The organism is Pleionea sediminis (genome assembly GCF_007570825.1).
Taxonomy (GTDB): domain Bacteria; phylum Pseudomonadota; class Gammaproteobacteria; order Enterobacterales; family Kangiellaceae; genus Pleionea; species Pleionea sediminis.
Map to the genome: position 1 here is coordinate 446,425 of NZ_SUNB01000001.1, position 13,222 is coordinate 459,646.

The 13,222-nt window shown below is 37.2% G+C and carries 8 protein-coding genes; 3 read left to right on the forward strand and 5 right to left on the reverse strand.

The window, feature by feature from the left end:
• Nucleotides 1–24: 24 nt before the first annotated feature.
• From FAX86_RS01685 to FAX86_RS01695, 3 genes are all read right to left on the reverse strand, one after another.
• On the reverse strand, nucleotides 25–3,150 hold the full coding sequence (locus FAX86_RS01685) for a PAS domain S-box protein (protein WP_144391599.1): 3,126 nt from the start codon (nucleotides 3,148–3,150) through the stop codon (nucleotides 25–27).
• Entirely contained in the window at nucleotides 3,150–6,242 is a 3,093-nt protein-coding gene (locus tag FAX86_RS01690) for a response regulator (protein WP_144391600.1), read from the reverse strand. Before FAX86_RS01690 ends, FAX86_RS01685 begins: the two co-directional genes overlap by 1 nt.
• A 153-nt stretch (nucleotides 6,243–6,395) precedes the next feature.
• Nucleotides 6,396–7,451, reverse strand: coding sequence for an HD-GYP domain-containing protein (locus FAX86_RS01695; RefSeq protein WP_144391601.1), 1,056 nt, complete (start codon nucleotides 7,449–7,451; stop codon nucleotides 6,396–6,398).
• 260 nt (nucleotides 7,452–7,711) lie between these two features.
• Here FAX86_RS01695 and FAX86_RS01700 point away from each other — a divergent pair, with 260 nt between their 5' ends.
• The gene (locus tag FAX86_RS01700) at nucleotides 7,712–8,509 is read left to right on the forward strand and encodes a thioesterase family protein (protein ID WP_144391602.1); all 798 of its coding nucleotides are present in this window, start codon (nucleotides 7,712–7,714) and stop codon (nucleotides 8,507–8,509) included.
• A gap of 33 nt (nucleotides 8,510–8,542) precedes the next feature.
• Here FAX86_RS01700 and FAX86_RS01705 read toward each other — a convergent pair whose 3' ends face one another.
• Entirely contained in the window at nucleotides 8,543–9,079 is a 537-nt protein-coding gene (locus FAX86_RS01705; protein ID WP_144391603.1) for a hypothetical protein, read from the reverse strand.
• 115 nt (nucleotides 9,080–9,194) lie between these two features.
• Between FAX86_RS01705 and FAX86_RS01710 the strand changes: the two genes are divergently transcribed.
• Nucleotides 9,195–11,462, forward strand: coding sequence for a bifunctional diguanylate cyclase/phosphodiesterase (locus FAX86_RS01710; protein ID WP_144391604.1), 2,268 nt, complete (start codon nucleotides 9,195–9,197; stop codon nucleotides 11,460–11,462).
• A gap of 4 nt (nucleotides 11,463–11,466) precedes the next feature.
• On the opposite strand, the gene FAX86_RS01715 is transcribed toward FAX86_RS01710, so the two are convergent.
• Nucleotides 11,467–12,591 (reverse strand): PQQ-dependent sugar dehydrogenase, encoded by a 1,125-nt coding sequence (locus tag FAX86_RS01715; protein WP_144391605.1) that lies wholly within the window; start codon nucleotides 12,589–12,591, stop codon nucleotides 11,467–11,469.
• 135 nt (nucleotides 12,592–12,726) lie between these two features.
• On the opposite strand from FAX86_RS01715, the gene FAX86_RS01720 reads away from it, so the two are divergent.
• A complete protein-coding gene (locus FAX86_RS01720) occupies nucleotides 12,727–13,167 on the forward strand; it encodes a hypothetical protein (RefSeq protein WP_144391606.1) in 441 nt (146 codons plus the stop codon).
• Nucleotides 13,168–13,222: the final 55 nt, after the last annotated feature.

Consider the following 13,222-nt stretch of genomic DNA (forward strand, 5'->3'; position numbering starts at 1 on the left):
TTTTCCTCTAATCATTCGTGTTAATTATTGATTACTTTGTGCTAATGGGATATCCAGCCAAAAAACACTGCCTTCTCCAATTGTGCTAGATACACCAATCTCACCATTCATTGCTGTGACCAATCGCTTAGCTAGAGCCAAGCCAATACCCGTTCCTTCAATGTTCTCATTCGGTAAAACAGAACGCTCAAAGGGACTGAATATTTCCACTAATTTATCTTCAGAAATTCCTCGACCAGTATCCTTAACTAGCACCCTAACGGTGTGACTATCTTTATTTTCACAATAAATTAAAACACTACCTGAATTTTTATTGTATTTAATAGCATTGGAAATCAAGTTAATGAGTATTTGTTTAAGTCTAAATGCATCAACGCTAACCCAGCAGTCGGCACTTTCGTTAATTTCTAAAAGAATATTACGCTGCTTCGCCAAGGGCTCTAGTTGACTTACACAGCGCTCAAAAATACTTTTTAGCGGCACAGGCTCTATGTTTAAGTCGACTCTGCCACTCTCAATACGGCTCAAGTCCAATACTTCATTAACGAGATGTAATAAATGCTCACTAGCCGATAGTATTTCACTAAGGTTATCCTTTTGATCATCACTTAATTCAGATTCACCATCAGCTTGGAGAAGCTGACTAAATCCAATAATCGCATTTAGTGGAGTTCTCAATTCATGGCTCATTCTTGAAAGAAAGTCTGTTTTAGCTCTACTTGCTTCCTCAGCCTTAACAATTGCATTTTGTAACTCTTCAGTTCTTTGATAAACCAATTCTTCTAAGTGGTTTGTATGTCTTTCGAGAGACTCCCTAACTTCTTTTAACTCGGAAGTGTCGCGAGTTATTGTCGCAAAATTCTTCGGCACTCCCTGGTTATCATCGATTCGAAACATATCAAACCAAACCGGCACCATCTCGCCCGTTTTAAAATTCTTAAAGTTAAACTCTCCAACCCATCGACCAAACTTCATAACCTCTGGTATTATGGTTCGTGCAACAAATGGTTTATCTTTAGATGCGAAAAAGTCAATGACCTTCAGCTTATCTAGCTCATCATTTTCATCGATTCCCACCATTTTTCGTCCAGCTTTATTAATAAACTGAGCGTTTCCTTCTATATCGGCAAATCCTATAAAATCAGAAGAATATTTTACAATGGATGCAACTTTACTCAGTCTTTCCTCGACGTTTTGTAGATCAGTAATATCTTGAACCGTTCCTCTAGAAATAATCGGATTGCCATCGTTGTCAAAGGATGTATCACATCGCTCCTCAACCCATCGTTTCTTTCCTGTTTTATCCACAATCCGATGTCTTATTTGATACGACTTCTGTGTACTTAAGGATTGTTTAAATGCATTATTAACGGACTCTCTATCATCGGGATGAACGGCACTCAAAAACGATTCATAACTAGGCTTAAAATACTCTTTATCTAAACCGAATAACTTATATATTTGATCAGTCCAATATAGGGCGCCATTAACGTGATTGAGCTCCCAACTACCGATCTTGGCGATACTTTGAGCAAGGTCCAAACGCATTTTACTTTCTAGGATTTCTTTCTCAAATCTTTTATCCTCAGTAACATCGGTTATTACAGAAATAAACCCAATAAGATTATTTTTACTATCATAACGATAGTCCCACTTGACATTTACATCAAAAAGATGACCGTCACTATGAACATTTTTAGCCTCAAAAACCGTTGGCTCAGGTTGACATTCAACTAACTGGCTTAAGTATTTCTTGAAAGACTCTTTTTCAGAGTCGTTACAAACTTCCCAGATGTATTTCCCAACCATAGCACCAGGTGGTAAACCAAACATTTTTGAATGTGCATGGTTTGAAAAGGTAATTATTCCGTTTTTATCGTTTTCTTGCACCCCACAAGGCAGAATATTCAATAGTGTTTCATATCTTTCTCTCTCTTCGCTCAATCGTCTCTCATTGTGCAAACGTTCCGTAATATCAGTCCCTGTAACCAATAAAGAATCAAAACGACCAATTTCATCCGTTATAATTTCATCAAACCATTCGACTTCTATTTCCCTACCGTCTTTTGTTTTTATAGTGTTAATATTGCCCTGTGTACGATCACCATCGACAGCTTTTTCAAATACTTCTTCAATACGTTTCCTGTCTTTTTCATCTATAAAGATATCGAACCAATTTTCACCTTTTAGTTCATCAAGTGAGTAGCCTGTTACTTTTTCAAACCATGTGTTAACAAATATAATACTTGCATCATTATCAAGCCTGACTATCATGGCAGGAACGTTTTGAACAATTTTTCTTGCAAAATCTCTTTCCTTCGCAATCTGCTCCGTGAGCTTTCTCACTTTTTTTGTTAAAATTCCAAATTCATCTAAGGACATAGGTAGCAATTGATTCATACCACTATCAGAAACATCATCTTTTTTAACAAAGTTTTCTAGTGGTTTTAACCCCTGATAAATACTTCGGATAGCCAATAAAGTACCAAGGATAGAAAAGCTTAGTAATACAAACCAAACTACTAAGGTATCGATTTTAAAAAAGCCAGTATGATTAAAAAAATAGCCAACTAAGAAAGTATCAATCATTAAGGGAGTAAATATACCTAGAATAATAACCTTCACGTCTAACGTTATCACTTTAATATCTTCACCATATGCCCCAAGAAACAACCCAAGCTTATCCGTTAAATAAAAAAAAATAGGCAGACAAGTGATTAAAACAACGGGTATAACACCTAATTGATGATTCAAATGATCTTTCATCGTATAGTTAGCATACCCCATGTTTTCCAGGGAAATGTCGGCTGTTATAGCTCCAAATATTGAATAAGTAGTTGTTATACCAATTAAGTACCAAGGTAGTCTTTTTAGAATCTTTTTCGTTCGAGACTGACTGGACGGTATATCAGTCAAAAGAAGCTGAACAAATTGTCTTGAATAGCGTTTCAAAATAAAATAAACCACACTCAAAACGCCCGCAAAATAAATACCTGTAACATTAAAAAAAACCCCGAAAAATTCAGGCATAGGATAAAACCCAGCAATACCTAAAAGAGTTCCACCGACAAATGGGGGGACTAAAAAAATAAGAAAAACACCTATATAAAGTGAACGATGGAACTCTTGTTCATCTAAGCTATTTTTCATCAGCTAATAGTCTCTTCCTTGCCATTTGAGTCAACAACAAGTTTATTTATCATTGCACTAAACTTTGCAATATCAATAGGTTTGGTTACATATTCCTCGAAGCCACTTGTTTTTGCGTTATTTATATCATCAAGCATTGCATTAGCCGTTACAGCTATAACAGGTATATCTTTAGTTATATCCATATCTTTCAAACGCTCAAGTACTTGATAACCATCCATTCCTGGTAAATTTATATCCAGTAAAATTAAATTAGGCCTTTCTTTTTTTGCTAGCTCAATGCCTGCAGTAGGACTAACTTCAGTTAGTAACTCAATACTTTTAAAAGAGTTAAATATTTTTTGCACCAGTTTTAAATTTGCAAGGTTGTCTTCGATGTATAAAACTTTTTTGGTAAAGATTTTCTTGGAACCATCTTTTACACTAGAAGAAATAGCCTCTTCTGATGTTATGGCCGAAACATTTGGGTCAATGGGCAATTCAAACCAAAATCGACTTCCTTCATTTAAAACTGATTCAGCCCCAACTCTGCCGTTCATCTGCTCAACAATTCTTTTTACTAAAGCAAGGCCGATCCCTGTTCCCTCTATTCCGCTATACTCCGCCTCCAAACGCACGAAGGGTTGAAAAAGTTCACTAACTTTATCTCCTGGTATTCCCACGCCAGTATCTTGTACAGTAACTTTCACCATAGAACTTGACGTCTCCTCTACAGAAACATCAACCTTTCCATCTTTCTTATTATACTTGACAGAGTTCGAGAGCAAGTTCAACAATATCTGCTTAGTGCGTCTTTTATCAGCTCTAATATCAAATGCATTATTAGGCTCAAAGTTTAACGAAACCCCTTCATTAGTTGCAGACGAGTTAACAAGTTTCAAACATTCTTCAATTAAGTTAGTAACACTGAAATATTCATACTCCAGCTCTAACTTTCCAGCTTCAATTTTTGATAAGTCGAGTATTTCATTAATCAAGCTTAAAAGGTGATTTCCAGCACCTTCAATTTCTTTAACACATTCTATATTTTCATCCGACAGATTTTCTCTTAATAACAGCTGAGTAAACCCAACAATAGCATTTAATGGTGTTCTCAACTCATGACTCATATTTGAGAGGAACTCTGACTTTGCTTTATTTGAAGATTCCGCATCCTCTTTCGCTTTAACTAGTTCTTTTTCAGCTGCAATTCTTGCAGTTATTTCTCGAAAGCTAAATACTCGACCGTGAACCTTAGCACTTATAATTAATGGTCTTGAATAACATTCGAACACTCTTCCATCGGCACAGTTCAAGATGTCAGAGGCTTCCTCATTGGATAAATACAAATCTGAAAACAGTGTTCTAGAACCATTCACCTGAACGAGTTGTTGTTCAATTTTTTCTACAAGAGTTGAATATTGACTATCGTCTTCTCCCTCCCACATTTCATACAAGTTATTGTTCGCCATTCGCGTTAAACCTTGCGTATCTATTACTAGAACACCATCCGCTGTAGATTCAAGAGTCGCTACAAGTTTTTGTCTTACATTATTCAATAGTTCCTGTTGCTGTTTAATTTCTGTTACTTCAGTTCTAATGGAAACATACTGATAAGGCCTTCCATTTTCATCCATCAAAGGCATGATCGTCGAGTTTACCCAGTAATATCCCCCCTCCTTCCTTTTATTACAAATTTCACCATGCCATGTTTCTCCTTTAGAAATACACAACCACATATCACGATAGAAGCTCGGAGAATGTTCTCCAGATTTCAAAATACGATGATTTTCACCTATCAATTCATAACGCTCATAACCACTAACTTCACAAAACTTATCATTTACTTCTATTATGCGTCCCTTTATATCTGTCACACTAACAATAGCGTGTTGATTTAATGCCGCCCTTTCCCGTTCTCTTTCATAAAGTGATTTTTGTAGATTTTTTTGAATTGAATTAAGCTGTCTCGAGCGAGCGACTCTGGTTTGTACAACCATAGAAAAATACTTCGCGTCAACAGGTTTAACAAGGAAGTCATCCCCTCCCAAACTTAATGCTTCCATTTGCCTGTCTATATCATTTTCAGAGGACAGAAATATGATAGGCGTTTGAAGAATAGATTCTCCCTCTCTGATTATTGCAGCCAACTCGGGCCCATTTATATCTGGCATGTAAACGTCTAAAACGATAAGCTCCGGATGAAAAGTATAAATTGCTTCGAGCGCTCTTTTGGGATCCGTAATAGCCAAAACCTCCATGTTCGAACTTTCAAGCATTTTTTTCTGAAGAGATAATGATATTTTGTCATCATCAACAATTAGAACTCGGTATGGTTCTGTGGAATCATTCTCGACTAATAACTCTAAAATATGAATTAGATTAATTGGGTCAAATGGTTTTTTTATGTGTCTATCGGCCCCGGCTTGAACAGACCGCTGCCGGGCATACAAATCATCATGATCTGATAAAATTATGACAGGAGAGTTTAGTGCACCACTATTATTAAGCTCGCGCACAACCTCAAGCCCAGCTAAATCACCTTCTGGAAAAAATACATCAACTAAAACAGCATCAGGCTTCACTTTGCTTGATGTAACATGTTGTTTAAAGCGAACTAAGGAATTGAAGCGACAGGTACGAAAATTATTCAATTCAAGAAGATCACAAATTAACTTTGATTGCTCATAATCACTTTCAACAACAAATATGATGGGTGAGTAACCATGGTTAACAGAAACTCTCTCTAGTAATTTTTTAGTATTTTGCTCTGTGCCAAACACTCCCTGTTTTTCTTTTAGACCACTAACAATATCTTTTATTGAGTTTAGTTGAGATCTACCTATATGACCCTCTTTTTCTTTCAGTTGCTTCACTAGAATTTCTAAAGCCTCGGCATCTTTCTCAATACCACCAAGACCAACTTGACTAGCAACACTTCTAAAATTATGAGTAGCAATATACAACTCCTGAATCACATCATGTATCGAACCTTCGTCATCCAGCTTGTTTGCTAGACTAATTATTAGTTCTAATCTTTTTGTTAAAAGGTGGCTAACACCTATTGATACACTTAAAGGCCTTACCCCTTTATGTGAGCTACTACTAGTCATCACCGACACCTGCTTTTGATATTTTTAAAATGCTTAAATAGCTTTTATTATTTATCCCTCCCTCTTTTTACTCGTCGTCTACTTTGATTGTTCTATTGTTATATGAAGATAAAATAGGTCTCGCGACGAAAAATGTTTAAAGATAAGAGTAATCTAGTCAGAATATTTGCTTTTTATTTCTAATATCTCCGGTAGCACTTCAATAAAAACTTCGACCAAGCCTGGTTCAAAATGCGTGCCACTGTTTTCTTTAATAAACGATATTGCATCATCGACTGTCCAAGCCTTTTTATAAGGTCTTATTGAAGTTAATGCATCAAATACATCAGCCAATGCTGCAATTCGCGCAGCCTCAGGAATATCAGTTCCTGAGAGCCCGTTTGGATATCCCGAACCATCCCATTTTTCATGATGGTTTAACGCTATATCTCGCGCCATGGTCAATAACTCAGATTCGTCACCTTCCAGTAGTTGTGCTCCAATTGTCGCGTGAGATTTCATAATCTCCCACTCATGAGGCTCAAACTTTCCAGGCTTCAATAGAATATCATCTGGAACACCGATTTTACCGATATCGTGCATTGGACTTGCGTTCAATATTAGATCGCATTGCTCATGGCTCCAGCCCAATTTCTTCGCAATAGCAGCACAAGAATGGCTCATTCTTAATATATGATTGCCCGTTTCTTCATCTCGATATTCAGCGGCTTTACCCAGTCTTTGAACGACCTGGAGTTGAGTATCTCTAAGTTCCCGAGTGCGCTCTTCGACTATTTTTTCTAGAGTGCTCTTTTGGTCATGTAAGAGATGGTGGGCTAACTGAGCATCAAGTAAATTTCTAACACGAATCAATAATTCGTTCTTATCAAAAGGTTTGGTTATGTAATCACGAGCACCCAGTGTTAAAGACTTAATTAACGGCTCTCTGTCATGATACGCGGTTAACATAACAATAGGCGGTAACAAGGGATCATCAAGGCTCTTTAGATCACTAAGAACATCAAAGCCGTTGCGGTGAGGCATATTGATATCGAGCAATATCAATTCGGGTCGACTTTCTTGATATTGAGATATTACTTTTCTGGAGTCAACGATAGGCAAGATGTCATGATAGCCCTCTGCCTCAAGGATTTTTGCGATCAATTTAAGGTTTGTCGGATTGTCATCGACAACCATAATTGTCTTACTAAAATTTACACATTCATTCATATTGGCAAAGCATTGTCAGACAATGAAAGTAATTTTAGTACAAAAGTCCAAATATTCACCAATTTAGAATGCATACCTGACAATCGTTCTAACTTGATGCTTCGAAAACCTCCCCCTCTCTTTCTCTAGGTCACTTGACAATAAATCATTGAAAAAAAACGAATAAAGTATGAAAATGATTCAAATTTACTTGGGTGGTAATGCATTCTCGATAGTTTAAGCTGAAAGGCCTATCACAAACTTAAAAGCTTATTTAAATAATGAATATATTAGGAATTGATGAAATATTAGCTTCGGCGAAATCCGAGGCGCAATTAACTATCGACAAAAGTTGGAGCCAGGGGCGCACCGTTTTTGGCGGATTATCTGCCGCACTATTAATTCAGTCGATGATGCACGAGCTTCCTGATCAGCGGCCGCTACGTGTTGCAAACTTTAACTTTATTGCTCCATTACTCTCTCAAGAATCTTGTCAATTAAAGGTTACCCATCTCAGAGATGGTAAAAACGTAACCCATTTACAAGCGCAATTAATTCAAAATGAATTAGTGTGTGTTCAATCGCAAGCCTGTTTTGCCAATGACCGCTCATCAAAAGTAAACGTCACCAATAAAACTCCCCTAGCATTCAAGTTACCCAAAAAGCCGAGCTTCTTACCAATGATACCTAAGGTAACTCCCAACTTTATTCAACATGTGTCACTTGCAATCGTCGATGGGCGACTACCATTTACAGGCAGTGAACAATCCAATATTTCGGGTTGGATGAAATTCAAAAAAGCAAACAAACGACTTACTTGGCCACACATTATAGCTCTTGCAGATGCTTGGCCCCCGACTGTATTACAAATGCTCCGCTGGCCAAAGCCAGCCAGTACTCTGAGTTGGCAAATAGAAATTCTACAACCTCATTGTCATTTGCATCCAGACGATTGGGTTGGCTACGAAGCCATTACTCGCCAAGCCAGTGAAGGATATGCCCACTGTGAGGCCAACATTTGGTCTCCAACGGGTGAATTGATTATGCTAAGCCGGCAAATTGATGCTGTTTTTGCCTGAGGTGACTTGTTTAAGAATAACCCTTCTCAAACTTTACTTCTGAAACGAATCGACCTCTACTTCCGCCCTTAATTTTTTTAATGCGCCAACAGAGAACCCTTCATCGTGAAAAAAGAGTACTTTGCCAGAAGCATCAATTAATAAAACTCTGGCATTGTTGGGATTTTCATTTCCAGTAAACTTTTGCACTTTTTCTCCACCTTCGAAAACAGTAATAACCCCTTTCCATAACTCTTTGGGGATGCCAGCTCTCATCCCATTATTAATTTGAGTTTCGAAAAACTGAGGGAATAATCCAGCTATCGTAGGTATTTCATAGACAGGTAAGGTTGTTCCCGTCATATCTAACCCTATCAACCAACGGTCAATATCAAACTGCGAATTCTGTACATACCCAAGAAGTAAAATTGTTTTCTCCTGATTAAAAAATTGAGGAATCGTCACGCTCTCCTTAGCTAAAGACTCACCACTAACATTCGGAAAAATCTCATTTTTGGGATTTCTGTTTTGATAAGTCGACGAACACCCAAAAATAAATAACGAAACCACAAATAAAACTGAATATTTCATAATCACCACTTTTTGACTTTCAACTACTCTAATACTACGTTTAACAAAGACTTTTAGAGTATAAAAGCGACTTACACCGTATTTAAAAGTTGGAATTTTTTAGCTAGAGATACCTATGGAACAGACTTCGCCATTACAGCTTTTGGATGCTCAGCAAGAAATCATACATTTGATTTTATCGGATAAGCCTCTTCCTTTTACACTAAACCGCATCTGCGAATTAATCGAAAATGCACTTTCTACTGAACAGGCGTTTGCCTCTGTGCTTATGGTGAAAGACAACCAACTAATGCACAGTGCAGCTCCCAGCTTACCTAAAAAATATTGTATGCAAGTCGATGGTACTGAAATCGGCCCGAATGTTGGCAGTTGCGGTACCGCTATTTATCGGCAACAACGAATCATTGTCGAAGACATAGCAAAAGATCCTCTTTGGGAAAACTACAAAGAGCTTGCTTTATCAAATAATCTCAAAGCTTGCTGGTCAACTCCCATAATATCGGTCAATAACGAAGTGCTAGGCAGCTTTGCTGTATATTACTCAGAACCACTAAAACCCACGGAGACTCACCTCAGCCTGATTGATCGATTTGTAAATCTTGCAGGGATGGCAATTGAGCAGTCGGATAAGAATAGTGAACGCGCACATTTAATTACGAAAGTTCAACAAGCTAATGAACGATTTAATGCAATTACCGCAGTATTACCAGATATCGCTTTTATCGTCGATAATGAAGGTACCTGTTGCGAAATATACGGCTCTGATTCCGAATTACTTTATAAAACAAAAGAGAATGTTCTCGGTAAGAATATTTTTGAAATATTGCCCGAAGACTTATCCAGCGTGGTGCTGAACACTGTACAAAAAACCATTGATACAGACACAACTCAAATTTTAGAATATGAACTCGATGTGCCAAAAGGAATTCGAATATTTGAAGGAAGAACAGCACTAATAAAAAGTTACGACCATAAAATAACAGATAAGCAGTATATTCTCTGGATGGCTCGCGATATTACAGATAGAAAGACAGCAGAGAATGAAGTGCAAAAACTAGCTTACTACGATCAGTTAACTCAACTGCCTAATCGAAGACTACTTATCGATGAATTAAAAAAATTAATCCAACAAAGTCAAGACAATGATAAAATCTTTATAGTCCTTTATATTGACCTCGATAACTTTAAACGATTCAATGATTCTCTAGGTCATTCTGAGGGTGACTCCCTATTAACCTCCTTTAAAAATAGGATTTTACCTCTTGTTGGCTCATCTAACTTTTTTGCCCGCGTAGGTGGCGATGAATTTGTTATTATCCTTGAGAACTTAAAAAAAGATTTTCAAGAAGCAGCAAATGAAGCCACCATTATTTCACAAAAAGTCATTCGAGCACTTAAAAATCCTGTCCGCTCGACATTTTCAGAGTATCAGCTCTCAGCCAGTATCGGAATATCAATCATTGATGATTCCATAAGCACCGCTGACGATGCTCTGAAATATGCCGACTCAGCAATGTACTCCAGTAAAAAAAGAGGTGGAAATACATATACTCTCTATGATCCAAGCCTTCAAGCATCGATTGATGATCGTTTGAAAATTGAAAAAGATATTCTAATCTCACTCGATAAAGGCGACTTCTGTGCCTTTTTTCAACCACAAATAAATCACTCTGGAGAAGTTACCGGAGCCGAAGCATTAATTCGCTGGAATCATCCTGAAAAAGGGCTCATTACTCCCATTCACTTTATACCGATAGCTGAACAATTTGGTTTAACGCAAAATCTAAGTCAGGTCGTTATGCATGACGTCTATCAGATGCTCAACACGCTGATCGACAGGAAGCTTGTTAACGACGAATTCAATATCTCTGCCAATGTAAGTGCTGTTGATTTCAAAAATCCGCATATATTGCAAACATTAACAGAAAGCAGTCGTGAATTTAAAATACCCTGCAGTCGAGTCAAGTTAGAGCTGACTGAAAGCATGCTTGTTCATGATATTAAAGATACGGTAAAGCAAATGCATTACCTAAAAAACCTCGGATTCAAAATATCCATCGATGACTTTGGGACAGGTTATTCATCACTGAATTACTTACACGAATTTCCAATAGATGAATTAAAAATTGACAAATCCTTCGTTCACAAAATGATGAGCAGTAACTCAGTAACAGCAATCATCGATGCCATCGTCAATCTGTGTTTTAACCTAGGAATTAAGGTCATTGCAGAAGGCATAGAAGAGCATACTCAACTAGAAGCTCTTCGACAACGATATATTTACGCAATGCAAGGTTACTATTTTGCCAAACCAATGCCTGCTGAAGAGTTTTTGCGTTGGATGGAAGAAAAAAAAGAATTAAAGCTGGTTGAAAACCAATAATTTTTTATTTCTTACGCCGTCTAATCTCAACAAGTTTTCCATTCTCTTCATCGGTTAAAACATAAATACTACCATCCAGTGAAATTTTAATTGCTCGCACTCGTGCTTTTAACTCAGAAAACAAAGGCATTTGCTCGACCACATTCAAACCATTCATCTTTATTAAGCGGACTTCCTTTTTAACTAGAGAGCCCACCAATAAGTCACCTTCAAGTTCAGGAAACTGTTCACCGTAGTAAGCAGCCATACCTGAAGGCGCAATTGCACTCTTCCAATACAACAAAGGTTCTGTAACACCTTCATATTGCTCAAAGGGTGTTATTTGTGCACCAAAATAATCTTTTCCGTAAGATGTCAGTGGCCAACCGTAATTATTACCGGCTGTAACTAAATTAATTTCATCACCACCTTTTGGGCCATGTTCATGCAAAAAGACTTTTTTACGAACCGAATCATAAATAAGTCCCTGCGGATTTCGGTGCCCGTAAGTCCAAATAGCTTTAACTTTTTGAGGATCATTTAAAAAGGGATTATTTCCGGGGATGCTTCCATCGAAATAAATTCGCAAGACTTTACCCATTGAGTTGTTAAGTAATTGCGCCTTTTCTCGATAATCAAAACCATCCCCCGTTGTTATTAGCAATGAACTATCAGGTAATGCGAGGAGTCTACCGCCATAATGCACAGGAGTATCTTTATAGGGCTCAACCTCGAATAAAATTCGAATATCACTTAAACGATTATTTTTATACTTAGCGCGTACAACACGTAATGTATTTGATTCAATCGAGCCATGAGCATAACTCAAAAAGATGATTTTATTTTCTGAAAACTGAGGATGTAACTCAACATCAAACAGTCCACCTTGACTATTAGCAAAAACTTCTGGCAAACCCATTATCGGCTTTGACAGATTACCATCTTTAAATACCCTTAAGTGGCCACCTCGCTCAGTGATTAATATCTCGTTGTTAGGTAAAAATGAGAAATCCCACGGATGCTTCAGACCTTTAACTTTTACTTCCATAGAATATTCTATGGACTGCTCATTAATATTAAATACACCCTGAGAAATGGCAGGTAGCGTGCTCACAACAAGAAATAATACTATTATTATTCGATAGTTCATTGAAGCTCCTAATAAATAACTTAGTTGAAGCCTAAATCAATTAAAGGTAAGTTAACAGCTTCAATAACGTAAATTTAAACATCTTACCGTCCTGAACAGACACCTCAAAACTTAAAGAATATTCAGTACAAAGCTATGAAATTACCCATAAAAAGTACGTTAAATATTATGATTTCGGTTCTGGTTGCTTTTACTTTAGCAAGCCTATCGCACACAGCTTCGGTACTAATTCGCCTTGAGAATATAGGGGCTCAATTATCACTGCCCCACTGGATTGAATCAATACTCATAGATTGGGTAGGTTTGCTACCAACTTATGGCAGTTTAATTTTAATCGGTTTTGTTATTGCATTTAACAGTGTTAGAAAACTGAATGAATATCTAAAGTTAAACACGTATCTAATATACGGCATTGCAGGTATGCTAACGATTTTCATCATGCATTTTGCTCTTTACATGCTCATGAATATTACCTTTATTGCCGGAACCCGCAGCACTCTGGGTTATCTCGCTCATATTGTGAGTGGAGGCATTGGCGGCTTGCTGTATGGGAAGCTCTTGAATATCAAAAATTGAAATTTAACAGTGCTTGAAATAGACTCGCCTATTCGAAAACATCGAATCATATTCT